This is a genomic window from Lentisphaera marina, assembly GCF_028745505.1.
Lineage (GTDB): Bacteria > Verrucomicrobiota > Lentisphaeria > Lentisphaerales > Lentisphaeraceae > Lentisphaera > Lentisphaera marina.
On record NZ_JAQZZL010000002.1, the window covers coordinates 1,259,315 to 1,284,976 of the forward strand.

General features: G+C 39.9%; 18 protein-coding genes. 6 read left to right on the top strand and 12 right to left on the bottom strand.

All coding sequences use genetic code 11. The features are described from left to right. Positions 1 to 5 precede the first annotated feature (5 nt). The gene (locus tag PQO01_RS16030) at positions 6 to 1,478 is read left to right on the top strand and encodes a glutamate synthase subunit beta (protein WP_274315097.1); all 1,473 of its coding nucleotides are present in this window, start codon (positions 6 to 8) and stop codon (positions 1,476 to 1,478) included. 431 nt (positions 1,479 to 1,909) lie between these two features. On the opposite strand, the gene PQO01_RS16035 is transcribed toward PQO01_RS16030, so the two are convergent. Together PQO01_RS16035 and PQO01_RS16040 are read right to left on the bottom strand one after the other, a co-directional pair. Continuing rightward, positions 1,910 to 2,254 carry a P-II family nitrogen regulator gene (locus PQO01_RS16035; protein ID WP_274315098.1) on the bottom strand — a complete coding sequence of 115 codons (345 nt, stop codon included), beginning with the start codon at positions 2,252 to 2,254 and terminating at the stop codon, positions 1,910 to 1,912. 18 nt (positions 2,255 to 2,272) lie between these two features. After that, on the bottom strand, positions 2,273 to 3,775 hold the full coding sequence (locus PQO01_RS16040) for an ammonium transporter (RefSeq protein ID WP_274315099.1): 1,503 nt from the start codon (positions 3,773 to 3,775) through the stop codon (positions 2,273 to 2,275). A gap of 617 nt (positions 3,776 to 4,392) precedes the next feature. On the opposite strand from PQO01_RS16040, the gene PQO01_RS16045 reads away from it, so the two are divergent. The 4 genes from PQO01_RS16045 to PQO01_RS16060 all read left to right on the top strand — a co-directional run bounded on the left by PQO01_RS16045 (position 4,393) and on the right by PQO01_RS16060 (position 11,375). Further along, positions 4,393 to 5,094: a 3-keto-disaccharide hydrolase gene (locus tag PQO01_RS16045; protein ID WP_274315100.1), complete on the top strand. Its 702-nt coding sequence runs from the start codon at positions 4,393 to 4,395 to the stop codon at positions 5,092 to 5,094. 1 nt (position 5,095) lies between these two features. Continuing rightward, entirely contained in the window at positions 5,096 to 9,286 is a 4,191-nt protein-coding gene (locus tag PQO01_RS16050; RefSeq protein ID WP_274315101.1) for a c-type cytochrome, read from the top strand. A gap of 95 nt (positions 9,287 to 9,381) precedes the next feature. Next, the gene (locus PQO01_RS16055; protein WP_274315102.1) at positions 9,382 to 9,900 is read left to right on the top strand and encodes a sigma-70 family RNA polymerase sigma factor; all 519 of its coding nucleotides are present in this window, start codon (positions 9,382 to 9,384) and stop codon (positions 9,898 to 9,900) included. Next, positions 9,897 to 11,375, top strand: coding sequence for a LamG-like jellyroll fold domain-containing protein (locus tag PQO01_RS16060; protein WP_274315103.1), 1,479 nt, complete (start codon positions 9,897 to 9,899; stop codon positions 11,373 to 11,375). The genes PQO01_RS16055 and PQO01_RS16060 overlap by 4 nt, the downstream gene beginning before the upstream one ends. A gap of 23 nt (positions 11,376 to 11,398) precedes the next feature. Here the strand turns inward: PQO01_RS16060 and PQO01_RS16065 are convergent, their stop codons facing one another. From PQO01_RS16065 to PQO01_RS16080, 4 genes are all read right to left on the bottom strand, one after another. Further along, entirely contained in the window at positions 11,399 to 12,331 is a 933-nt protein-coding gene (locus PQO01_RS16065; RefSeq protein WP_337994444.1) for an IS3 family transposase, read from the bottom strand. Positions 12,332 to 12,354: 23 nt separating this feature from the next. After that, positions 12,355 to 12,663 (bottom strand): transposase, encoded by a 309-nt coding sequence (locus PQO01_RS16070; protein WP_274312221.1) that lies wholly within the window; start codon positions 12,661 to 12,663, stop codon positions 12,355 to 12,357. A gap of 222 nt (positions 12,664 to 12,885) precedes the next feature. Then, complete coding sequence (can, locus tag PQO01_RS16075) at positions 12,886 to 13,503, bottom strand: carbonate dehydratase (protein WP_274315104.1); 618 nt, start codon at positions 13,501 to 13,503, stop codon at positions 12,886 to 12,888. A gap of 92 nt (positions 13,504 to 13,595) precedes the next feature. Beyond that, on the bottom strand, positions 13,596 to 15,044 hold the full coding sequence (locus PQO01_RS16080; RefSeq protein ID WP_274315105.1) for a sialate O-acetylesterase: 1,449 nt from the start codon (positions 15,042 to 15,044) through the stop codon (positions 13,596 to 13,598). 152 nt (positions 15,045 to 15,196) lie between these two features. Here PQO01_RS16080 and PQO01_RS16085 point away from each other — a divergent pair, with 152 nt between their 5' ends. Next, complete coding sequence (locus PQO01_RS16085) at positions 15,197 to 16,258, top strand: Lnb N-terminal periplasmic domain-containing protein (protein WP_274315106.1); 1,062 nt, start codon at positions 15,197 to 15,199, stop codon at positions 16,256 to 16,258. On the opposite strand, the gene PQO01_RS16090 is transcribed toward PQO01_RS16085, so the two are convergent. From PQO01_RS16090 to PQO01_RS16115, 6 genes are all read right to left on the bottom strand, one after another. Next, a complete protein-coding gene (locus tag PQO01_RS16090; RefSeq protein ID WP_274315107.1) occupies positions 16,248 to 18,365 on the bottom strand; it encodes a Tex family protein in 2,118 nt (705 codons plus the stop codon). The genes PQO01_RS16085 and PQO01_RS16090 overlap by 11 nt on opposite strands. 115 nt (positions 18,366 to 18,480) lie before the next feature. Then, a complete protein-coding gene (locus PQO01_RS16095; protein ID WP_274315108.1) occupies positions 18,481 to 19,068 on the bottom strand; it encodes an RNA polymerase sigma factor in 588 nt (195 codons plus the stop codon). 12 nt (positions 19,069 to 19,080) lie between these two features. After that, on the bottom strand, positions 19,081 to 20,445 hold the full coding sequence (locus PQO01_RS16100) for a DUF1501 domain-containing protein (RefSeq protein ID WP_274315109.1): 1,365 nt from the start codon (positions 20,443 to 20,445) through the stop codon (positions 19,081 to 19,083). A gap of 4 nt (positions 20,446 to 20,449) precedes the next feature. After that, positions 20,450 to 22,795, bottom strand: coding sequence for a PSD1 and planctomycete cytochrome C domain-containing protein (locus PQO01_RS16105; RefSeq protein ID WP_274315110.1), 2,346 nt, complete (start codon positions 22,793 to 22,795; stop codon positions 20,450 to 20,452). Positions 22,796 to 22,856: 61 nt separating this feature from the next. Continuing rightward, the gene (locus PQO01_RS16110) at positions 22,857 to 24,785 is read right to left on the bottom strand and encodes a serine/threonine-protein kinase (RefSeq protein ID WP_274315111.1); all 1,929 of its coding nucleotides are present in this window, start codon (positions 24,783 to 24,785) and stop codon (positions 22,857 to 22,859) included. 186 nt (positions 24,786 to 24,971) lie between these two features. Beyond that, the gene (locus PQO01_RS16115; RefSeq protein WP_274315112.1) at positions 24,972 to 25,646 is read right to left on the bottom strand and encodes a class I SAM-dependent methyltransferase; all 675 of its coding nucleotides are present in this window, start codon (positions 25,644 to 25,646) and stop codon (positions 24,972 to 24,974) included. Between the last annotated feature and the right edge of the window lie 16 nt (positions 25,647 to 25,662).

The following is a 25,662-nucleotide window of genomic DNA, read 5'->3' on the forward strand; positions in this document are numbered from 1 at the left end:
TTATCATGGGTAAAAAAACTGGATTTAAAGAATTTGATCGTCAAGTAGAAGCTAAGCGTCCCGTAAACGAACGCGTAGGCCACTACAACGAATTCACTGAGCCAATGAAAAAAGAAGAGCTCGAAACTCAGGGCGCACGCTGCATGGATTGCGGTATCCCCTTCTGTCACTCGGGCTGTCCTTTAGGGAACTTAATCCCTGATTTTAATGACCTCGTTTACACGGGTCAGTGGAAAGATGCACTAGCACGTCTTCACAGCACAAATAACTTCCCTGAGTTTACTGGTCGTCTCTGTCCAGCTCCTTGTGAAGAAGCTTGTGTTATGACTATTAACCAACCAGCGATCACAATCGAAAACATCGAGAAAAACATCGTTGAGAAAGGTTTCGCTGAAGGCTGGATCAAAGCTGAGCCACCCGCCGAGCGTACAGGCAAGAAAATTGCCGTTATCGGTTCTGGCCCTTCTGGTCTCGCTGCAGCTCAACAACTTAACCGCGCAGGTCATTTAGTAACTGTCCTCGAACGTGACGATCGCATTGGTGGTCTTCTTCGCTACGGTATTCCAGATTTCAAAATGGAAAAATGGGTTATTGACCGTCGTGTTAAAATCATGGAAGAAGAAGGTATTACTTTTATAACTGGCGCTCATGTTGGCGTTACTTACCCAAGTGACAAACTCAAAGATTTCGATGCCGTTGTTATTTGTGCAGGCGCAACTGTAAGACGTGCTCTTCCTATCGAAGGTGCTGACTTAGAAGGCGTTCACCAAGCCATGGAATTCCTTCCCCAACAAAACCGCAGAAATGCTAGTGATGGCGAAGACAAACTTGGCACTAACCTCACTGCAAAAGATAAAAACGTCATCGTAATTGGTGGTGGTGATACGGGTTCTGACTGTATCGGTACTTCTATCCGTCACGGCGCTGCAAGTGTATCAAACTTCGAACTCATGGGTAAAGCTACGACTGATCGTCCTGCGGGTCAGCCTTGGCCTTTCTGGCCAATGCGTTTACGTACATCAACTTCTCATGAAGAAGGTGTTGAACGTTTCTGGAGTATCTCTACCAAAAGATTCGTAGGTGATGAAAACGGTAAACTCAAAGGTCTCGTAACCACTGAAGTTACTGTAAATCGCGAAAATGGCGGTTTCAAAATCGAAGAAGTTCCTGGTACAGAAAAAGAATGGCCTTGTGAACTCGCTCTTCTCGCACTCGGTTTCACTGGTCCAGAGACTAACACAATGGTTAGTGACCTCGGACTTGAACTCGATGCTCGCGGCAACGTAAAAGCCGATGAAAAATCTTATATGACGAGCGTACCTGGCGTTTTTGCTGCCGGTGATGTTCGTCGTGGTCAGTCCCTCATCGTATGGGCTATTTCAGAAGGTCGTGAAGCGGCTCATCAAGTGGATCGTTTCCTCATGGGTCACTCTGACTTACCACAAAAAGATGCTGAATGGGATTTACCTCGCGTATAACTTCATCCACATCTTAAAAAAAAAGCCTTTGCGGACTCCGCAAAGGCTTTTTTATTACTTGTTTGAAGCACGACCATAATATACATCACCCACAGAGCTATAGTCAACTCACTCCCTATATGATACAACAGCTCCTTGCCCTCTTTTATTGAGAATAGTAATAGAATGGTAAATTATAAGTAGCTACAGAGCCTTGTAGAGAAAACTAACCATACACCGTTCACATACTCGACCCTTTAAACAATATCATATAAAGATAGCTTAGGTGAAAGCAGCCAATATGATTTCAAATAAAGGCTTCTAACTATCTAGCATAGGAATTTATATGATGTCATATCATATAAATACAGCTTATCTTTTTAATCAAAAAATACTAAAAAAAATCCCCCAAGTCGAAACTTGGAGGATTAATAGATAAACTAAGTTAAAACTTAGCCACCGATAGCGTCTTCGCCTTTTTCACCGGTACGAATACGGATGCATTCTTCGATTGGATAGATAAAGATTTTACCATCACCAATCTTACCTGTGCGAGCACCTTCTATAATAGCTTCAACAGTTTTATCAACATAACTATCGTTGATCGCTACTTCGATACGTACTTTTTTACGTAAGTTTACTTCTACATCAACTCCACGATAGTTTTCGTGAAATCCACCCTGTTGGCCGCAACCTAGAGCATTTGTAATTGACATACGAGAAATTTCTTTTGAATACAAAGCCTGCTTAACAGCGTTAAGTCTTTGTGGCTGAATATATGCTACGATTAATTTCATTGTTATATACTCCTAAAATTACTGATTGGTGAAGATTTGGAAACCACTATAAGCTTCCATACCATGTTCGCCAAGGTCAAGACCTTCGAGTTCTTCTTCTTCACTTACACGGAGACCGATAGTCACTTTGATGATTGTAAAGAGGATAAAAGCACAAACGAAAGCGAAAACTACGATACAGAGGATCGATTTAATCTGGCCGACTACTGTACAACCTTCAGCTGTACCAAAAATACCTGTTGCAACAACACCCCAAGAACCACAAACTAAGTGAACTGGGATAGCACCAACGGGATCGTCAATTTTAAGCTTATCGAGTACGAGTACAGCAATAACTACGAGAAGACCTGCAACTGCACCAATAATTACAGCATATAAAGGACTAACAACGTCAGCACCTGCAGTAATACCTACTAGACCTGCAAGAGCACCATTGAGTACCATTGAGAGGTCAGGCTTACCAGAAAGAATCCATGAAAGGATCATTGCTGCAACAACACCTGCACAAGAAGCGAGAAGAGTCATAACCATGATACCAGAAGTACCCATTGGATCACCATTAAGTTGTGAACCGCCGTTAAAACCGAACCATCCGAACCAGAGAAGGAAAGCACCAATCGCAGCGACAGGCATGTTGTGACCCATGATAGCAAAAGTTTTACCATTGACATATTTACCAATACGTGGACCGAGAACAATTGCACCTGCAAGAGCACCTGCACCACCAGTAGCGTGAACTAAACCAGAACCTGCAAGGTCATGGAAACCCCAGTCACCTAGGAAACCACCACCCCAGCCCCAAGAGCCGATGATTGGGTAAATTACACCTGCGAAAATTGTGCAGAAAATAAGGAAAGAGTTAATTTTGATACGTTCACATACAGCACCTGAAACAATTGAAGCTGTTGCAGCGGCGAACATCGCTTGGAAAAGGAAGTCAGTCCAGTAAGTGTAGCCATCGCTATAAGTCATGCCCATTTCACCAGCTGTACCGCCGATACCAGGACCTGCAAAACCAAAGAATGAACCAATACTAAAATCACCTGGGTACATGATATTGAAGCCTATTGCTCCGTAAACTAATGTGGCAATCGCTACAATTGTGAAGTTCTTGAAAATAATGTTAACCGAGTTTTTCGCACGCGAAAAACCAACTTCTAAACAACAGAAGCCCAAGTGCATGATGAATACGAGAACCGCACAAAACATCATGAAGACGTTTGAAGTCCAGAACTTGTCGTCTGACTCAAAACTTAAGCTACCTTCACCATCAGCTGCGATAGTATAAGTAATCACACCTGTGTAAGTTTCGCTAATGCCGTCATCAGTAACTGTTTTGCTACCTTCTATTGATGCAGAAACTTCTGCTTTCTCAGCTTGATCATTAAAATCAGCCTGTACTTTTTCTTGAAAGCTCTTGAGAGTCACACCCTCAGCAGCTGGTGCCAACTCAGTGCCGGCTGAAACACTAAAAATGCCTGTAGCCAAAAAGCATACAAAGGCAAACATCAGTTTTTTCATTATTTTACTCCTAGTTAGTTAATGATCTTCATTGATCTTGTTTAGGTAGGCTCATAATACTAAAAGGTATCTAAGTTTCAAGCTAGGTACAAAAATGTAATTTTATTGATAATTTTACCGATTTTCGTATATTTAAAACATAAACCACTCCTTATAAATAGTTTATAAAAAATTACATCAACTAATATTTCCTACAAAAAATAATCAAAAAAATGAAAGATTGTTATTTTAATTACATATTTGTAATTTATTAGTTATTTGATTTACATTATAGTAATTTTTGTGAAATATTTTAAACGTCTAATTTTTCCACATACGGAAAATGTAATGATTGTCTACTTATTAAAGGTATTTAGACAGATCTCCTGCTTATGCCGGACCGGCACAAAAGGCAAAGCAATAATTTATTTACTTTTCCCTTAATGCTAAACAAAATGGCTTCACGATGATTAATAATGCTTGTTAAAGGTGATTTTTTGGGGCTTTCTAAGTCTACTTACTAATAAAAGCTCGCATTCGTCTTTAAAATTTTTTATTCTTTTTGATAAATCCACCGTAACGTTTGAGTTTTCTACTTATATACGAGGGCAACTATATAAAAAAACACGGAGTACTACATGAAATTTCTCGCCTTCCTTTCCATTGCTGCAACTGCTTTAATAAATTCTTGTACAAGTGCACCTACACCCGACAACACATTATCCAAAGCCGAAGCCAAAGAAGGTTGGGAGCTCTTGTTTAATGGTCAAGACATGAATCAGTGGCGAAACTTCAAAAAACAAGATGTCAATGAAAAATGGATTGTTGAAAATGGCGTAATGAAGCTCACTGGACGTGGTGGTGGCGACATCATGACTAAGAAGCAGTATGAAAACTTCGATTTTCGCTTACAATGGAAAATCTCTGAAGCCGGAAATAGTGGCATCTTCATCCTCGCTGACGAAAAAGGTAAAAGAATCTATTCTCACGCCCCCGAGATCCAAATACTCGACAACGAAAAGCACAGCGACAGAAAAAAACCTAACCACCGTTCGGGTTCACTTTATGATATGATCACTTCACCCGCTGAATCACATAAAAAAGCTGGTGAATGGAACTACGTGCGCATTCTGCTCAACAAAGGTCATTTAAAGGTCTGGCAAAACGAAGTTCAAACAGTCGATATCATTATCGGCTCTGATAAGTGGAATGAACTTGTTGCTCAAAGTAAATTTAAATCTTGGAAGGGTTTTGCCCAAAATAAAAAGGGGCACCTAGGACTCCAAGACCACAACGATGTTGTTTACTTTAAAAACATTAAAGTTTTGGAGTTCAAATAATATGCTAAAAAGTTTAGTCAAATTTACAGCGAGCCTAGGTCTGTGTGCGATCTCGGTTCAAGCAGCTAATTGGTATGAGACCTATGATTTTAGTCAAGCCATTTCTCAAGTCGTATCTTATAAAAATGAACCGGCTATGGTTCGCGCCAAGGCTATCTTATTAGGAAGTAAAGACAAAACTTTCATGGCCTACTACGATGCCGGAAGTATGAATCTGCGCTACCTAACAGATAAACGTATGAAATTCCACGGAACCCCTTGGGATGGCCGTCATGGTGGCAACTCTTCAGTTGATGGCAATCTAATTTTCAGCTCATCTCCGAGTCTAGCTTGGGCCTACAAAGGCAAGTGGCAAGATCCGCGCAAAAATGATTATGCTCCTTTGCCTAAAAACTATGCTCATTTCAAAGGCACTTATCGTTTCGATGAAAAAGTCATCCTTACATATACTGTGGGGGATAAACAAACTCTAGTTTACGAAATGCCTGAAATGGCTGATCAGAATACCTTGGTACGCCATTTCACTATTCCTCAAAATCATGAGGAAATGTGGCTCAAAGTCATTGATGACAAATCGGCAAAATTAGGTCAAAATCTCTATCTTGAGAGTTCAAAATTCAAAATTCAAAACAATGGCCAGGGTCTTTATTTCATCCACATTCCTGCCGGACAAAAACAACTAAGCTTTTCCATTAGTCTTAGTAAGAAAAATATCAGTAAGCCTAGCTCAACACTCGATTTACAAAACTTCACTAAGGGCTCCAAGGGACGTTGGCCTAAAACCATCACTGTTCAAGGGAAAGTTAATGATTATGAATCCGAGATTTTTGCAGTGGATCAAATTCCCGTTCCAGAAAACAACCCCTATCAATCAAAAATTCGCTTCTCTGGTTTTGATTATTTTAAAGATGGTAAACGAGCGGCTTTTTGTACATGGAATGGCGATGTTTGGATCGTTTCAAACCTCAACAAGGATTTAAAAGATCTCGTATGGAAACGCTATGCAGCTGGCATGAACGAAACGCTTGGTTTACGAATTGTCGATGATGTGGTTTACGTCAATGGTAAAGATCAAATCACTCGTCTCCACGACTTTAATAATGATGATGAAGCCGATTTCTACGAAAACTTTAATAATGATTGTAAAATCACTAAAAACTTTCATGAGTTCACTTTTGACCTTCAAACTGATGATGCCGGAAATTTCTATTTCGCCAAAGCCGCTCCAGTTCGTGGTGGTGGACGTGGCTTTGATACTACACACGATAATCATGGCGTCGTTTTTAAAGTTAGTAAAGATGGTCAGCATTCAGAAATTTTTGCGAGTGGTTTACGAGCTCCAGGTGGTATGGCTATAAACGCTGAGGGCACTATTGCCACTACGGGTGAAAATGAGGGCACTTATGTCCCTGCATGTAAAATTAACTACCTTGAAAAAGGCGATTTTGCTGGCGTAATTCACCCTGGCAATGGCAAGAATGAATCTGAGGGATACAAAAAGCCGCTCTGCTTCCTTCCCATGAATAAAGATAATTCAGGTGGCGGACAAATTTGGGTCCCAAAAGATTCTTGGGGTGATTTAGGTGGCAAGCTTATTCACTTATCCTATGGTCAAAGTAAGGCCTACACTGTTTTTAAAGAAAAAGTCAATGGCCAATTCCAAGGTGGCGTTGTTGAACTCCCTATACGACTCATGTCTTCGGGGATGAGAATTCGCTTCAACCCTAAACATGGGGACAATGCCATTATAAGTGGCTTTAAGGGCTGGCAGACCAACGCGAGTCGTGGCACAGCACTCAATCGCGTTCGTTATAAAGGCAATAAAATGATTCGCCCCTTAGAAGTGAAAGCAACCACAAAAGGTTTATACCTTAGTTTTAATGAGATGCTCGATCCAGAAACACTTAAAAATGTTAATAATTTTTCCGTTCAAAGATGGAACTACCTCTATTGTGAACAATACGGCTCAGCACATTTTGCTACTGACACACCACAAGCTGAGTTAGATAAATTCAAAAAAACAGAGAGTAAACGTGCTGGGCGAGTGGGAATCCCCCGCAACCAAGAAGGAGAAAAAGTTTATGTAACTGCGGTAAAACTCATGCGTGATGGCAAAACAGTTTTTCTAAAATTAAATGATATGAAACCCGCTGACAACATGAAAGTGGTTTATCAACTCAAAACAGCAAAAGGTAAAGATTTACGCTCAGAAATCATCAATACTATCTACAATCTTTCTGATGATGACATTCAAGTGAATGATATGGTTTCAGTCAAAGATTTAGAATTGAAGGATAAAATCAATAATTATCCAACTGGCGTCACCATCGAAATGAAGGGTAAGCATGATTGGGAATACGATAACAAAATAGCACGACTCATCAATATTCAGTTGCAAAAAGGCGAGCTAGCAAGTCCTTTCCTAAACGCAGGTCCCTTCACGGCTACTTACAATGCCCACCTCATCGTCACAGAGAAAGAAAAAGTTTATTTCCAAACAGAACTCAAAGGTGCTTTGCGCTTTGAACTTAATGGCAAAGTCATTTTTGATGCAAGTAAAGATGGAGAAACTATTAAATCTGACTTTATAAAGCTAGATCCTGGTGCTCATGATTTGAAAATAAGTTTCAGATCAGACACCTCTAAAGATTCTTACTTCAACCTAAAGTGGCAGGGGAATAAATTTCCTCTCGAGCCAATAAGCCCCAATAACTTGCGTTATAGTTCGAGCCCAACGAGTGAAGAATTCAAAGCTTATCGCGAAGGTCGCAATGCTATAACAGAAGCTCGCTGTGTATCTTGCCACAAGAGCGACAATAAAGATATGATGCCTGAATTATACATGGATTCACCCTCACTTGCAAATGTTGGTGGCCGGCTTCATAAAAACTGGATGGCTGAATGGATTGCCAATCCAAAAAAACTCAATAAACACTCACATATGCCGAGCTTGGTCAACAAAAAAGAAGCGCAACATATTGCCGAATTCTTAGCGACAAAAAACGACAAAGATTTATCGGCAAAAGTCACTGGCGATAGTAAAAGAGGTTCACAACTCTTTTATGATTTAGGCTGTATTTCTTGCCATACGAGACCAGAAGAAACAAACACCAAAGGTGAACGTCTCTTACTGAGTAACTTAGGTAATAAATTCAAAGCTCAAGCACTTAAAGAATTCCTACTATCTCCGGAAAAACTCTATAAGTGGACTAAAATGCCCAACTTCAATTTATCTGATGAAGAAGCTTCTGACTTAACTAGCTTTTTACTTGATCGCGCTAAAGCAGGAAAAATTGCGGATTTCAAAGCAGACTCAATAATCGGACATAAGCTCTTTCAACAAAAAGGTTGTATTGATTGCCACGGTGGAGATGAACCCAGTCAATTAAGTGCTATTCCTTTTGAGAGTATTAAAGGTCAGAATAAGGGCTGTTTATCTAGGAAGCCAAAAATAAATTTTGGGAGAAATCGTAACGAAACTGTATCCATTCAACGAGTCTTCCAACACAAAATTCATTCCCTCAAGAACCATAGCATTAGTGAATTTGCTGAACGTCAGTTTAAAACACTCAATTGTAACGCTTGCCACACACGGGACAATGCGAATGCTAAATGGGAGACTTATGCGAATGACATTAAGGATCTAAAAACCCACTACAAAGATCGTGGTCACTTGGATCAAAGTCGTCCTCAACTCACCTTTGTAGGCGAGAAAATCAAAGAAGACACCATTAAAAAGTATTTAGATGGAAGTTTGGCTTACAATAGTCGTGAATGGCTTCTTGCGCGCATGCCAGCCTTCCCTGCACGAGCTGATTTAATGGCCAAAAGCCTTGCCATTCAACATGTGAATCACGCCAAGGTAGATTCTTTAAGCCAAGATAAAGAGAAAATTGCTATCGGCAAAAAACTCGTAGGCACTGGAGGTTTTGGCTGCATTGTTTGTCATGATATTGGCGCAGAAAAAGCGATTGCTGCTTTTGAAGTCAAAGGTATTAATTTAAAATACACTGCCGATAGACTTGGAAAAGATTTCTATATGCGCTGGATGTTAAACCCTGCTCACATTGTCCCCAACACCAAGATGCCCAAATATTCCGACGACCAGGGTAAATCTCCCCTGCCAGACTATAACAATGATGCAGAAAAACAATTCGAAGCTATCTTTGAATACATCAACACATTAAAATAAAACAAATTGCGCAGTTTCGGCTGCGCAATACTCCTCGAGAAGTAAGTAGAAACCCGAATTAACACATCAAACAACTGATAACTAACGACCTTAATATGCCTGATTCAAATACAGATCAATTTGTCGAACTGATGAGTTCCTTTCAGGGGCGCCTCTATGGATTAATTCTTAGCCTAGTCGCCAATCCTGATGCGGCTAATGATATCCTTCAGGAAACAAACCTTATTCTGTGGAGCAAGGCACATGAATTTGAATTGGGCACGAGTTTTAAGAGTTGGTCATTTCGTGTCGCCAGTTTTCAGGTTATGGCTTGGCGCCAAAAACAAATGCGCGACCCCCTAGTTTTTAATAATGAAATAATCTCACAGATGATTCATGAACAAAATGAACGTGAAGAAGATTATGAATTCAAGAAAAAGAAACTCGAACAATGCATTGCCAAACTTCCCGAGCGTCAACGTGAACTTATTCACCAGCGTTATGGGCTAGGAACTAGCATAGTCAACATTGCTGAAACTCTTAAAAGTAATGCCAATTCCATTCGCCAAGTTCTTTTTCGTGCGCGAACGAATATCAGTCAGTGCGTCAAAGATCTGCTCGAGGAATCAGTATGAATCAACGTTTAGAAGAACTCTGCGGCTTAATGTTCGAGCAAACACTATCGAAAAGTGAAGCTGAAGAACTCAATAAACTCTTGGATGAATCAACTGAGAATCGTCACTTTTATTACGACTTATGTGAAGCTCACGCCCTGCTTAAAGATCAATATCAAGATTTTAAACTTCCCCAAAATAATGACTTACCCAAGAGCACTAAAAAATGGAAAGTCATTATAAATATTACGAGTGCTCTGGCGGCTCTATTCATCGTGGCTTTTATCTTTACGAACATTTCCCAAAAAGCAGCCAAAAAAAATAACCCCCCTCAATTGCCCTATCGTGGCGTAAGTTTAGCCACACTCGACACCAGCATCGGTTCTCAATTTGAATTTGGGGATAGCCAAGGCCTACAACCAAAAGCAGGAGATAACTTTAAAGAAGGTGCTTACATTCTCAATCAAGGGATCATTCAACTCAATTACGGCAATGGGGCACAAGCTATTATTGAAGCACCTGCAGAATTTAATATGATTTCCGAAAAACTCATTACTTGTACTAATGGAAAAATCTCAGTTTATGCACCCGAAACGGCCAAAAACTTTACGGTTAGATCTCCAGTGGCCGATGTCGTAGACTTGGGAACAGAATTCTCTGTCTGGATAAAAGCCAATGAATTTGTCGAAGCTCACGTCTATAAAGGTTCTGTCAATGTAGATCTCAGCATCATTGGCTCTAATAAAAACCGCCAGCTACTTGCTCAAAATGCCGTACGTATTATATACGAAGAAAACGAAACTCATGGTAAAGAAAACATTTCCATCAATGATATTGATTTGAGGAATGACTTCTTTATCCGCAACCTGAAAGAACCTGACAACAAGTACTCAAAATTCATCACAAGCTTAGGCCCTGTCGCCTACTTCCCCATGGAAATGAGTAAGGATGGATCAAGCCTAAGTGATTGGTCAAGCTACAAAAATGATGCCTCTGCTAATCACATTGCTCACAAAGACAACCTTTTGGTACCCGGCAAGTCAGGTAATGCCCTTCATTTATCCGGAGCGAATCACAGGGGTTTCCTCTATGTTCCCGATTACCCCAAAAGTCCTTTAGGCGAACTCAGCGTTTCCGCTTGGGTCTACGCTAAAAGCAGAGCAAGCTGGGGAACGATCATCAAAAACTGGGGAAATAAAGAGTGGGGGCAATTTCATTTTGGTCTTAACGAAAAGGGATTTCTTGATGTAGAAATCATGACTAAAGATTATGAAAAAGTTCATATCCGTGAAAATATTAAATTACCCACGGGTTCATGGCAGCATGTTGCTTTTGTCCACAATGGATCAGAAGTTCATCTTTATAGAAATGGAAAACTCTTATCCTCAAAGAAAGTCAATGGACTCAGCTTAAGAGGCAAACTAAAGTCACTAGGTATTGGAACAAAAATCTGTGCTGCTTCAGCGGAAATTAGACAGTTAGGCATTTTTTCTTAGCTGAGATTTGTTACATTACTGGCTTATGAAGCTTCTGCAAAGAACTCTAACCTACGAATTTTTGCCTCAGCGAGTTTTCTTTTTCTTTCTTGAATAATACTCACATCTTTACCAATAAGTTTATCGCTTGGAGTAATGAAGCCAATAGAACTATGAAGACGGGTGTTGTTATAGTACTCCACGTACTGCGTGACAACTCTTCTCGCATCCTCTACACTCAAGGGAACTTTTGGCCGGATTGAGCCCTCTTTCAAAGTGTAATGAAAACGTTCTAACTTTCCATTGCTCTGTGGATAATATGGAGAAGTTCTAACATGAGTGAGACCATGGATGGCAATGAATTTTTTGAATTCCTGCCCTGTATACTGAGAACCATTATCAGTAATAATCCTAGGTCTTGCTTCTGGAAACTTCTCCAAAGATCTTTTAACCACTATTTCGGCATCCTGCTCATCCATTGATTCTCGAATTTCCCAATGAAGTAAACAACGACTATAACCATCTAAGACGCCTATAAAGAAGTAAAACCTTTTATTGATCTTCACGTAAGATATATCAGTATGCCAGTGTTCATGAGCTTGTAGTGGTTGCTCAAATCCATTTCCTTTACTGGATTTCTTTGTGGTTTTAGTACGCATAAGCCCTACATCTGATAAAATACGATAAACAGAGGAGCAACTCATATACGCAATATCTTCATCAATCATCATATACGTCACAGCTCGGTAGCCTTCTTGATGATGAGACTGGTAATACTCAATGACAGTTCGTTTTTCATCTTCAGTAATCCAAAAATCCTTGGGTTGTTTACCATTATGTTGATTATCCTTGCCTTCTCGTATTTTCCATTGATAAAATTTACTAGGATGAAGGGCTAAGGTTTTGAGCATACTACGAAGACTGATTTGCGTACGCTCATGCCAACTATACAGGTATTGAACGACCTGATCTCGGATGTTTTTACTAACCCAGTTTCCATTTAGATCAGGCCACGTTTCTTTTTTAAGCTTATATTCTCCGCCACGAGTTCAGCGATAACATCATTTTTCTGTGAAGTAGTCGCTTGGAGTAGTGTATTTTCTTTTTCTACCTTCTTTAAATTACTATCGTTATCCTTGGTGAAGGCTCGAGAACCATTTTCAAAGAACTCTTTTTGCCAACGATAAAATAGCGTCGTTGTAATATTGAGTTCATCACAAATATCAGATACAGGAGTTCGCTCAAGTAGGTGTTTACGAATGGCGACAACTTTCTGGTCGGCACTAAAATAACGGCGTTTTTTAGACATAATTCATTTCCTTTTCGGAGGGTTACAATTTTAAAGTAACTCAACTAAGAAAAAAAGTGATGTGTCCTATTTCAACTGAAGCGTAACAAATCTCAGACCAAGACCATGGTGCCTCAAGTACAGCACCTGGTCATTGGGATGGTAGCCTAGATGAAATTGCTATTTTCAACCATGTCCTGAGTGAAGAACAAATTATTCAACTCTATGAACTCGGTTTATAAATTATTCGAAATTATTTTTATAATCTGAATTATCGATTGAAATCTCTAAATCTTTTAGAAGACCATCTTTAAGATCGTAGATCACACCATTAACTGAAACCTCTTGACCTGCTGCCCAAGCATTTTTCACAATGTTGTTACTGGCAACGTTAATCACCTGCTCTTTTACATTGAGTTCGCAAAGGCGATCAAATTTTTCGTCTTCGTTTAGACCCTCGAGTTCAGATTCGTTAAGACGTGCTACATCTTTAATGTGACGAAGCCAGTTGTCAATTAATCCAAATTGATCTTCGCCCATAGAGGCTTTAACACCACCGCAGCCATAGTGACCACATACAACGATGTGTTTAACTTTTAGAACTTCGACCGCATACTGTAAAACAGAAAGGCTATTGAGGTCTGTATTAACCATAACATTGGCAATGTTGCGGTGAACAAACATTTCGCCAGGACCCAAAGATGTAACTACATTGGCAGGGACTCGACTATCGGCACAGCCAATCCAAAGGTACTCAGGACTTTGACCTTTTGCGGATTCCGTAAAAAAGTCAGCGTTTTCTTCAGTAATAGATGCGGCCCAATTCTGGTTGTTTTCCAATAGTTTAGCGAGGTGGCTCATAATTTAATCCTTTGATAATTTCATTGATTTCGACAACTATAATCCAATGTGGCCTAGTTCAAAGTTTAAATAAGTCAGTTTTTAACCATTTTCTAGGGAGTGAATGAATCCGTTCTAAAGGGACGTGCAGGCAAACCCGCTTCATTTATTAAATTCACCTTGGGCATGGCCGCAAATGCATAGCGTACATAGAGTGGCTTCTTGACTTCAGGGTGGCTAAGAACAATTTTATCTCCCACAATTTTAGCGCTAGCATTCTGCCAATTTTTACTATCATCGCAAATCCAAAAAGCTTTAATTGCCTCACCATCTTTTGTTTTCATTCCCTTAGCGTTCTCAAAGCTCACTTCAATATTTGACCCTTTGATTTGCTGTGATTTAAAAATGGGTCCTTCTGCCACAATAGCTTCCCCTAAAACATCTCGTCTCGCGATGAGAGCTAAACGTTCACCGATCGGTGCTTTATCTTTAGGGTGAATATTCTTTTCGTCACCTAAATCAATTGTTGTGGCAACTGATGTATTACCGAGTTTTAAAACTTTCATTTGCGATTCACGCATCCAGGCCCACGTGATTGCATCAGGAGAATCTAATGTTTTGCCTTTGCTGAAATTTCGTCCAAAACCTGGGAGCATCACTGCCATCAACTGCAGTTCATCATTAGCCCAAGCCTGACGGTAACGCTGAAACCACATGGGTAAAGTTTGACCATACTGTAACATAGCCTCCACACTCTTTGTGTTAGCTTCACCTTGATACCACACCACGCCACGGAGTGAGTAAGGGATTAGAGGGTGCATCATGGCATTATAAAGTAAGTTAGGGCGAGTTCTTAAAAAGATATTATCTTTGCCAGTCATTTTTTTCTTGGCTAAAATCTCATTGATTTTCTCTTTATCATTTGCTCGGCAATCTTCGAGCTCCTTTTTGAAATGAGGAAGTTTTTCCGCCATATCCATGGGCATCCAGCCTTCTACCGAAGAACTTCCCCAACAAGTTAAAATTATCCCCACGGGACAATTGATTTCTTTTTGAAGGTTCACTGCAAACGAGGCTGCCACGGCACTTCCAGGTGCAGATAAAGCCCAATTTCCTTGGCAATAATCTTCCTCTTTATAAGAAACAGTATTGTTCACTTTAAAAGTACGGATATTTTTTGCTTCAGCAGCCATTTTTTTAATTTCGGGAATACCACCATAGCCCATCTGCATGTTGGATTGACCGGAACATATCCATACTTCTCCAAGAACAGCATTTTTGATAATGATTTTTTCTGTGCCACTATTTACCTTAATGGAAAATTCTCCCTCAGCTTTAAGTGCCGGCAGCTTGATCATCCATTCACCTTTTTCCGAAACACTTATAGAAGCCTTTTGACCCGCGACTTCAATATTTACTTTTTTATTGGCTGCTGCTTCGCCCCAAATCACAAAATCCTGATCACGTTGAACCACCATATTGTCTTGAAAGAGCGAGCCTAATCGTAGGTCTCCGGCCAAAAGTGATAGAGAAAAGAAAAAGAGTGTTAAATAAATTTTCATACTGTTCATCCAATTAGTTTGATTACTATATTTATGTCCACCAAACTTAGATATTAACAGTTAAATTCAAGTTTGTGTAGCTTTTATTGATTTATTTACTCTCTCAAAGTTTTAAACATGGCATTTCTAGTTTCTCTACATAATTTTATGCTATGAAAATCATCGACAACATAACTAGCAAGCGCGCCTTTTTCCGCATATCACTTTTTGCTATTTGTGGCTTTTACGTGCCCGTATTGGCGACCCTCTCCTCTTTAATTATTCACTTCACTTTTCATGAGTACTTGCGTTTAATCGCTATTTTTGCTTATCTTATCGGCAGTTTAATCCTTTTGCTTCTCTCTAAGCGCTTTAGGAAAGGGCTTGCTATTTTCTCTGGAATAAGTTTTTTGCTCCTGCTTTGGTTTAGCTTTATCCCTGCCTCCAATGATCGCAATTGGGATGCGGAAGTCGCAAAATTACCGATAATTGAACGATACGATAATCTACTCACCATCAAAAATTTTCGTCATTTTAAATATCTTGAAAATAAAGTCGAAGCTCACTACAAAGATCGACAATTTAACCTCGATGAACTTCTTGGAACAGATCTACTCATTTCTTACTGGGATAACTACCGAACGATAAGCCACACCTTTCTCAGCTTTCGTTTCAAGAATGGACAAAACATTGCCATATCACTCGAGGTACGCAAAGAAGAAGGCGAAAGTTATCACCCCTTAAAGGGCATGTTTAAACAATATGAACTCATTTATGTTATCGGTGATGAACGCGATCTGATCCCCCTTCGAACTAAAGTTCGTAAAGAACAAACTTTCCTCTACCCCATAAACCTTAATAAAGAGCACTCCAAACTCTTCCTACTCGATATCCTTAAAGCCGCTAATAGCCTTCATGAGAAACCGCAGTTTTATCATTCCATTGGCCGTAACTGCACCACGGGCATGGTTAACCATCTCAATACAATTCGGGATTTCCAAATACCAACATCTAAAAAAATCATTCTCAACGGCATCTCAGATTATTATGCTTACCAACTTGAAGGCATTCCTACTGATCTCCCCTTCGATATTCTCAAGCGCTGCTGCTACATTAGCGAAACCGCCAATGCTATAGAACTCGATGAAAACTTTTCTTCTCAGCTGAGACAAGTGATTTATAATCGACTCGCAAAAGAGCGAACCAAAAGACAAGGAACGAAGCTCAGCCAATGAGCGATAAAGAAATCCTATTTCTTTTGGCGTCCACTTCCAAAACAGTTACTTCCACTTGTTGGCGTACACGTACCACTTCTACGGGGTCCGAAACAAAACCATGCTTGAGTTTACTAATGTGAATCAAGCCATCCTGATGCACACCAATATCCACAAAGGCACCAAATTTCGTCACATTGGTGACTAAACCAGGGACTTTCATTCCCACATGAAGATCACTTATCTCATGAATATCTTGCGAAAAACTAAAGGCACTAAAAGCTGGGCGTGGATCTCGCCCCGGCTTCTCTAACTCTTGCTTAATATCTTCAAGGGTAGGCAAACCGACTGATGCACTTATATATTTATCGAGCACTAATTGATCGCGCAAATTTTGCTGACTCAATAATTCACTCACAGAGCAGCATAAATCTTTCGCCATGGCTTTAACAATGGGGTACGATTCGGGGTGCACCCCACTTGCATCAAGGTTTTGATTACCATCATATACTCGTAAAAATCCTGCCGCTTGTTCAAAGACTTTCTCACCTAAACGAGGTACTTTTTTGAGTTCATTGCGATTTTTAAAGGAACCTTTCTCTGAACGGTAAGTTAGAATTGACTCCGCCAATTTTGGACCTATTCCCGAGACATAACTGAGCAATTCCACACTAGCGCTATTGAGATCTACTCCAACGGCATTCACACATGATAAAACTTGATCATCCAAAGCTTTTTTTAAGGCTACTTGGTCAACGTCGTGCTGATATTGCCCGACGCCAATAGTTTTTGGATCAAGTTTAACCAATTCTGCTAAGGGGTCTTGTAGGCGACGTCCAATTGAAACTGCTCCACGAACAGTTAAGTCCTGATCGGGAAATTCATTGCGTGCACTCTCACTTGCTGAGTAAATCGAAGCGCCACTTTCGTCAACAGAAATTACTGGGATGCTCAAATTTAAATCATTTAAGAACAGTTCAGTTTCTCGGCCAGCCGTGCCATTGCCAACTGCAATGGCTTCTAGCTCATATTTCTTTATCAAATGACACGTTTGCTCTGCGGCTTCTTGTTCTTGGGCTTTTGAACCTCTCACGGGGAATAAATTACAATAATTTAAAAGTTCGCCCCCTGCCCCCAAAGAAACTACTTTAGCTCCTGTTCGAAAACCTGGGTCAAAAGCTAAAATACGTTTGCGCCCCAAAGGTGCAGCCAACAATAACTCACGCAGATTGGCGACAAAGACTCGAATGGATTCAGCATCTGCTTTCTCTTGGGCTTTCTTTTGAATTTCCTTTTCTAAAGATGGAAGTAAAAGACGCTTATAAGAATCCTCTACTGCTAACTGAACTTGGCTAGAAGCTAAACCACGCCCTTTGACAAAAATACGCTCAACAATCCGCAAAGTCCGCTCTTGATCTGGTCGCATTTTTACACGTAAAAAACCATCGCGTTCACCTCGTAAAATGGCCAATAAACGGTGCGCTGGTACGCGGCTCAATTTTTCGTCCAAATCAAAATAATCGCGATACTTTTGCGCTTCATCGATTTTTGTTTTGACGACTTTAGAACTCAATCGAGCATGATCTTCAAAGGCTTGACGCAATTGCGCACGAGTTTTGCTATCTTCGCTAATTTCTTCCGCTAAAATATCGCGTGCACCTGCTAAAGCCTCATCGCGATTATTCACTTGCTTCTGACGATTAATATATTTCTGAAAATCAATGCGTTCGCCATTTTGTTGCATCAATTGCCTAGCTAAGCCTTCCAGACCTTGCTCTCGTGCTTGTGAGGCTCTAGTCTTCTTTTTGGGGCGGTAAGGTAAATACAAATCCTCTAATATATTGAGCTTTGTTGTTTCTTGCAGCTTGCTTTCTAAGGCCCCTGTGAGCAGGCCTCTTTCATCAAGCGATTTCAACATGGCTTTACGTCGCTTATCGAGCTCATCAAAGCTCAATTTCAAATCACGAATACTCGCAATTTGCACTTCGTCTAAGCCGCCCGTCATCTCTTTGCGGTAGCGCGCAATAAATGGCAGGGTTGCGCCCGACTCTAGGAGTTCAAGTGTTTTATTAACTTGATTAACTTTGATAGCTAATTCAGCACTTATTAAAGAAATGATATCTGACATTTGGGGACCTAATTAATTGAATTTTTCCCAAGTTAAATCCAGACGATGAAAAGAAAAATCATAATCCTTCCTTAATACCTTCTTCTGTAGATGTGACCGTTGGTTTACTGATGAATTAAGACCATAATTGCTCTAAACGGCGAACTTCGGAAATCAAACGATCTTTTACACGCTTGCTATAGACATAAACTGAACTCTCTGAGATCTCGAGCTTATTGGCGATCTCCGCAACTTCAACGCCCTGATTCATAAGTTTAAAGCATTCGGCTGCACTACCGCGAAAACCTTTTTGAATACTCTCCCAGGCCGTTGTTGTAACATGAGCTTTCCATTCAGCCTCTGCCATTTGCTCAACTTCAGGCAAAGTCATTTGCTCAGCTTTTTTGTAATAGTTTTCCACACGTTTACTTTCAGCATTAATTTTCCTAATATAATCGATAACCTGATTACGACAGATTTTAGATAACCATGTTCGGAACTTAGATGATTCTGGGCTGTATTCGTAATCAGCAATATTTTTATAAACTTTTAAAAGAACATCCTGAGTCAAATCTTCAGCGTCGTGATGATCCAAACTCATTCCTCGTACAATCAGATAAATATATCTTTCATAGGCTGTGCAAAACTCGTTCCAAGACAGTTGGTCCCTACTGTTCTTTAGACGATAGAGTAAACTTTCGCGCGTCTGATTAAGTTCTGCCATAAGAATCCAGTTTTAAGCAATAATACCCTTCATTATATGAGATTCCTCGACCCCCGTCAAGCGCTGATCCAAACCTTTAAATCTGAAGCTTACCTTTTCATGGTCCAATCCCATTAAGTGCATCATGGTGGCATGTAAATCCCTAACATGGGCCTTCTTATCGACCACATCATAACCGAGTTCATCTGTCGCACCATAACTAGTTCCTTTCTTAACACCGCCACCGGCCATCCAGATGGTAAAAGCTTCTTTATGGTGATCGCGGCCGCCGTTTTCATTTTTCCCGCCGCGAGTTTCCTTTAAGGGTGTCCTGCCAAATTCCCCGGCCCAAACCACAAGAGTATCTTCCAGTAAACCACGCTGCTTTAGATCCATAATCAAAGCTGTTTGAGCTTGATCAATTTCTTTACAGTTAGACCCCAAACGTTTATCCAAATTTAAATGATGATCCCAATCAGCGTTAAAAAGTTCTACGAAACGCACGCCTTTTTCGACTAATCGACGCGCAAGTAAACAATGACGAGCAAACTGACTATTGCCATACATTTTACGGATATGTTCCGGTTCAGTGCTTAAATCACTTATTTCGGGAACAGAAGACTGCATTCTCTCGGCCAGATCATATTGAGCCATCCGCGTTAAAATTTCCGGGTCACTTACATGATCATATTTTTTCTGATTAAGGCGATTTATACCAGCAATAATTTTACTTCTATGAGCCTTTGTCATACCATTGGGATTATTCAAGAAGAGAATGGGGTCACCAGTAGAACGCAATTCAACCCCCTGATGAACACTTGGTAAAAAAGCATTATTCCATAGTGCAGATCCAGCTCCTGGCATTTTACCAGATACCATAACCACATAGGGAGGAAGATTTTTATTTTCGCTTCCCAAGGCATAACTCATCCAAGAACCTATTCCTGGATTCCCATTACGGTTTAAGCCCGTATGAAAAGCCAACTGTGCAGGACCGTGATTAAAATCTTCAGTACACATGCTCTTCACAAAACAAAGCTCATCGGCAACTTTTTTAAGATGGGGCATTCTATCAGAAATCCATTGACCACTTTGACCGCACTGCTCGAATTTATAAGGCGTGCCCATAAGTTTTGGATGTCCTTTGATAAACGCCAGTCTCTTACCTTTAAACATGTGATCCGGCGCAAGCTTATCATCATATTTAATGAGTTCAGGCTTATAATCAAAAAGGTCTAACTGAGAGGGGCCTCCTACCATATGCATGAAAATAACTCTTTTGGCCTTGGCGGGGAAATGTGTTCCAGGAACATATTGGGCATCAGCTCTCAAAGAATTGTTGAATGATAAAGCTCCTAAAGAAAGAGCACCTGCACTTAAAAAGTTTCGTCTATTCATTTGATTAATCCCTGCTAATGGTTTCGTGTAAATTCAGTAAGGTCGTGGCCAGAGTGAACCACTTATCGTATTGGCTACTTTCCCCATTGTTGAGTATGTCAAGCATAATCTCCTGCTCTTCATCACTGGCGTGACGTGATGTACATAAGCGGAATGCTTTCTGAATCCTCTCCTTATCACTTTTCGCCAATAATTGAATACGTTTAGCAAAATGCTGCGCAATATCCACATAAACGGGGTCATTCATCAAAGTTAGAGCTTGCATAGGCGTATTACTGCGAGAGCGTTTAACCGTACATGCAGAACGGTTAGGGGCATCAAAATTAGCAAAAGATGGGTAATGAGCACTGCGTCTCCAAATTGTATAGAGACCTCTTCGGTACATGTCTTCACCTTTTGACGTCCTGTATGTATTATCTACACCTCCAGTAACACGCCAAATGTTATCGGGTTGAACTGGACGTACTGTTGGGCCATACATTTTAGGTGAAAGCTTTAAACTGATGGCTAGGGCATTATCCCTGATAGCTTCAGCCGTTAAACGACAGGAAGCACCACGAGCATAGAGACGATTGAATGGGTCTTTGGCTCTTTTTTCGTCAGATACAACTGAGCTCTGCTGATATGTCGATGACATCACTATTCGTTTCATCAATTTTTTCATAGACCAATTGTTCTCCATAAAGTCTAGAGCTAGAGCATCCAATAAGTTATGGTTCGTAGGCATCTCGCCCTGCTGCCCTATATCTTCCAAACTTTCATAAATTCCGGTTCCCATAAATTCACGCCAGAAGCGATTCACTGCCACACGTGCAGTTAAAGGATTGTCCTTAGTCGTCAGCCACTGAGCCAAACCAAGTCGATTTTCAGGAGCGCCTGCTGGCATTGGGTTGAGGAATTTAGGAACTGCTGATTTAACTTGCTGATCAGGATCTAAAAAATTTCCGCGGCGAAGTATTCTGGTATTGCGAGCAGTATCCATTTCCTTCATCACTTCCACATAAACTGGAGTATGCTTGGCCACTATCTTTCTATGCTCTTCAATTTGCTTCCAAAGATTATTTAAAACCACATTTTTCTTAAAACTTTTCTGGTGAATTTTTCGGGCTTCATTAATTTTTATATTCTTTTTACTGTTCTGTAGTTCCTTGAGCTTTCCCTGATAATTTTTTTCTAGCTTATTTAATTCAAGTTTACTGCTTTCATAGAAGTTAGGGTCTACCCCCTCTACATCCAACATCAGCCCATTGCCTGCATAACGCAATGTTGAACTTTTTTCATCCACTTCTTCAGCTTCTATGGGTGTATTATTGAAGAAGGAATAAAACTGATAATATTCTTTTATTGTGAAGGGATCATACTTGTGATTATGGCATTGAGCACAACTCACTGAACTCCCTAGCCACACGGTCCCCATTGTATTGACTCGTTCTGTCACTTGCTTCACTCGATCCTCTTCAATATCTGTACCAGCTTCAAGATTCAAAGTATTGCAGCGATTGAAGCCCGTTGCAATTAACTGATCTTGACTTGGATTTTCCAGTAAATCACCTGCTAACTGCTCAATAGTAAACTGATCGTAAGTTTTATCCTCATTAAAGGCCTTTATTACCCAATCCCTGTAGGGCCATAAAGTTTGAAAGCCATCGCGCTGATAGCCATTTGAATCCGCATAACGAGCTAAATCAAGCCAATGGCGAGCCCAGTTTTCTCCAAAAGTCTTTTGAGATAAAAGTTCATCTACAAGCTTTTCATAATTTTGATCATTCAAATTTTTGGAGTATTTATCGAGAAGTGCTAAACTTGGCGGAAGACCAGTTAAATCAAAACTCAGACGTCTAATTAAAGTTTCTGACGAAGCTCTTTCTTCAGGTTTTAAGCCTTCAGCCTCTAATTTATTCATCACATGATAATCAATAAAGTTTTTAGTCCAAGCTTTATCGCTGACCTTTGGTAAGGGCTTTTTTTCAGGTTTGATATAGGCCCAGTGTAGCTTTTCTGGCGGAGCCTTTTCATCAGAAGGCCAAACAGCTCCTTCTTTGATCCACTTTTTAATTAATTCTATCTCTGCGTGCGCTAAAGCTTTTTTGGGAGGCATACGAAAATCTTCATCTTCCTCCTCAATAACTTCAAGTAAAATACTCTCCATATTATGAGGAATAATAACTGGCTCACCCGCATCCGCTTCTTGGAAGGCTAAGTACTTTTTATAAAGAGCCACACCGGCCTTCTGCTTTTTTTCTCCGTGACATTTATAACAGTTTTTTTCAAAAATTGGTTTTATATCTTTTTCAAAATCCACTGCCCCATATGTACTTAGAGTAACAAGCAACATCGCTAAACTACGCATAAGAAAAATTCCCTTTGTCTTTTAGGTACAAACGGAGACGATTTATTCTTTCTTACACTTTTTAATAAAAAATAATTTTTACTGATTTCGGAACCAGCTTTAGGTGTTCTTCTTCAACGTATTCTTGTGGAAGATGAAGCTCCTCTAGTTCCTCACACTTCTGAATATAATAAAAGTATGTTCCAGGAACAGATCGAGGCCAAACAAGTTTCCTTAATGATAGACCTTTTATGGCGATAACATTACTGGAAATTTTTGATAGGCTCAAATCAAGCTCAGTAATCCCCGTTTTATAGAGAGCATTTATATCTATTAAGTTCTCCCAATCACAATCAAATTTATCCCCCTCAAAATGAATATACTTTAAATCAGGGTTTTGAATTTTGAGTACTATTTTTGCGTACTCTCTTCTCTGTTCCAGTGATAAAAAATCTAGTTTGGGGCTGAAAGTATGCTCATTGATCATCTGCTTCATTGGGATAGATCCGTAATGTTGAACTACCCAAATTATTTCATCAAAACTCAATTCAGTCCTATCAGCAAATTTATCAAAAAAAACTTTTGCAGCAATCTTACCCTTGTGGTTATTCTTTAAATCAGCCTTTGTGAAAGAGCTTAATGCTTCATTAAATTCAAAAAGGCTCAATTGAAAATAGCCCATTATTATGTGAGCTCTATTTAAATTTTCATTTAGATTCAAAGCTGTTTTTATGAGGTCTACGCCTTTGTCAAAATCATAAGTATGAAGAGCATCGCTAGCGAGTCCAAGAACATTATCCAAAGATTCACCTGCAATCAACTGCTTAAGCTCTTCAGATTTCTCCCATTTCTCCAAATTATCCAAAGCCTCTTTTTCAGCTTTTCGTGCCGATGCTTCAGATAAACGCGCTTGTTCCTCACGCTCCTTCAAAGATACAAAGAATAAAAATGTGATCACAATGATGGCTGATGTGAACAGACTTATTAAGGAAAAACTCAACTTGTTTCGTTTTACTAAAAGCTTGAGTTGACCTGCTAAACCCAAACCTTCTGCACTGGTAGCAAAGCCATGAAGGTAGGCCAATATATCTTCTTTTAAATCTTCTACACAGGCATATCTTCCTTCAGCATTTAAACTCATTGCTTTATTGCATACTGCTTGCAAAGCATTAGGCACCGTGGATTCTATTTTATCAGGGGAAATTATCTCTCCCTTTTTAGTCTGCTCTAAAACTTCCTCAACCGTTCCAGTTCCCGGACTCTCTAAAGTTAAAATAGAGTACAGTATCGCTCCCAAAGAATAAATATCGGAATGCTTACCACTCTTAGAAATGGCGCCCTCGGCTTGCTCAGGAGACATGTAACCAGGTGTGCCACGCACCAGTCCATCCATGGTTACAAATGCTTTTACATGTTCAGCAGAAATGAGTTTATCATCGGGCTTTTTTAAATTCCTTGCTAAGCCCCAATCACAAACGAGTACCTCACCAAACTGACTCACTTGAATATTTTCTGGTTTCAGATCCATATGAACAACTTCTTGAGAATGAGCGTAGGCTACCGCGTCACAGATCTTGACAAAAATATCTAACAGTGAGGCTCGATCAAATTGAAGGCTCTTAGATTTAATTTCATCCAATATTTTTTTGAGTGTCTTACCTTGAATGACCTTCATGGTGAAATAAGCTTCGCCATTTTTATCTATTCCCATATCATGTATAGGAACAATATTGGGGTGCTCGAGCATGGCGTTAATTCGCGCTTCGCGCAAAAAGCGTTCAACTGCCTGACTATCAGAAGTTTTTTTTAGAGTAGCCTTTGCAACTTTTCTTCCCGTTAGCTTATCTTCAACGAGAAAGATTTTTTTCATTCCTCCCTCACCGAGATCCCCGCTAGATTTATAGCGTTTTTCACATTGACTTACTTCTTGATAAAGAAGACTCTCAGACGGATCCAGTGCTTCATCATAAAAGTCAAGGAACTCTCTGTTTACTTGAAATTTATCTGACAATTACTTATTCCTTATTTCTATATTTTAAATATATAGCACTTACTGAATAATGACGCTACTAGGATGAATACCTAAAATAAGACGAAGTTATACTGAGATGGCAGATGTCTTATATTTTAAAAAATAGTTTATGGAACTCACACCTTTAGTTAAATTCTATTATAGAATATCAAGCAATTTAAGAGTTTACTTCTTTCCATAGATCAACATGTGCTGCCAAGGCAGTTGGTCGTAGGAACGAACTAGTTTGAACTGATTTGCACTCAGTTCCTTCTGAATTTGAGCCTTGCTCATCTTGTGATCTTCTTTGATGGGAACTTTCTTATCTTCTTTACGAAATTCTATGAGTACCAAAACACCATCGGCTTTGAGGCTCTCATGCATTTTTTTGAGCATTGCTTCTGGATCGGTAAATTCGTGATAGGCATCCACCAACAAAATTAAATCCAATGAATTTTTGGGCAGCATGGGATCCGTATATTTGCCAAGAATTGACACGCAATTTTTAATCCCAGCTTTCTTGGCACGCTCTTGAAGAAGCTTGAGCATTTCAGACTGAATATCAACGCAATAAACTTTTCCTTTTTCACCAACTAACTTGGCCATTTTTAAGGAGTGGTAACCATTTCCACAGCCCACGTCTCCCACAATCATGCCTGATTTGAGTTCGATAGCGCGAATCATTTCTTCCACGCTCTCCTCTTTTTCACGATTCGTTCGCGTCAGCCAATTCGCCGCAGAGGAATGCATTGTGTAAGCAATTTGCCTCCCCATATACACGTTGGGTTTCTTGGCATTGATTTTCTCTTCTGCGAAAATCGCAAAACTCAAAATACTGAGGATTAAAAGGAATTTTTTCATGTGCATGACCCCATAA

Coding starts and splice junctions, on each gene's coding strand:
- can (WP_274315104.1), bottom strand. CDS start 13,503: ATGAGCCACCTCGCTAAACTATTGGAAAACAACCAGAATTGGGCCGCA.
- PQO01_RS16085 (WP_274315106.1), top strand. CDS start 15,197: ATGAAAATCATCGACAACATAACTAGCAAGCGCGCCTTTTTCCGCATA.
- PQO01_RS16040 (WP_274315099.1), bottom strand. CDS start 3,775: ATGAAAAAACTGATGTTTGCCTTTGTATGCTTTTTGGCTACAGGCATT.
- PQO01_RS16045 (WP_274315100.1), top strand. CDS start 4,393: ATGAAATTTCTCGCCTTCCTTTCCATTGCTGCAACTGCTTTAATAAAT.
- PQO01_RS16090 (WP_274315107.1), bottom strand. CDS start 18,365: ATGTCAGATATCATTTCTTTAATAAGTGCTGAATTAGCTATCAAAGTT.
- PQO01_RS16050 (WP_274315101.1), top strand. CDS start 5,096: ATGCTAAAAAGTTTAGTCAAATTTACAGCGAGCCTAGGTCTGTGTGCG.
- PQO01_RS16070 (WP_274312221.1), bottom strand. CDS start 12,663: ATGTCTAAAAAACGCCGTTATTTTAGTGCCGACCAGAAAGTTGTCGCC.
- PQO01_RS16105 (WP_274315110.1), bottom strand. CDS start 22,795: ATGCGTAGTTTAGCGATGTTGCTTGTTACTCTAAGTACATATGGGGCA.
- PQO01_RS16055 (WP_274315102.1), top strand. CDS start 9,382: ATGCCTGATTCAAATACAGATCAATTTGTCGAACTGATGAGTTCCTTT.
- PQO01_RS16035 (WP_274315098.1), bottom strand. CDS start 2,254: ATGAAATTAATCGTAGCATATATTCAGCCACAAAGACTTAACGCTGTT.
- PQO01_RS16030 (WP_274315097.1), top strand. CDS start 6: ATGGGTAAAAAAACTGGATTTAAAGAATTTGATCGTCAAGTAGAAGCT.
- PQO01_RS16115 (WP_274315112.1), bottom strand. CDS start 25,646: ATGAAAAAATTCCTTTTAATCCTCAGTATTTTGAGTTTTGCGATTTTC.
- PQO01_RS16060 (WP_274315103.1), top strand. CDS start 9,897: ATGAATCAACGTTTAGAAGAACTCTGCGGCTTAATGTTCGAGCAAACA.
- PQO01_RS16080 (WP_274315105.1), bottom strand. CDS start 15,044: ATGAAAATTTATTTAACACTCTTTTTCTTTTCTCTATCACTTTTGGCC.
- PQO01_RS16100 (WP_274315109.1), bottom strand. CDS start 20,445: ATGAATAGACGAAACTTTTTAAGTGCAGGTGCTCTTTCTTTAGGAGCT.
- PQO01_RS16095 (WP_274315108.1), bottom strand. CDS start 19,068: ATGGCAGAACTTAATCAGACGCGCGAAAGTTTACTCTATCGTCTAAAG.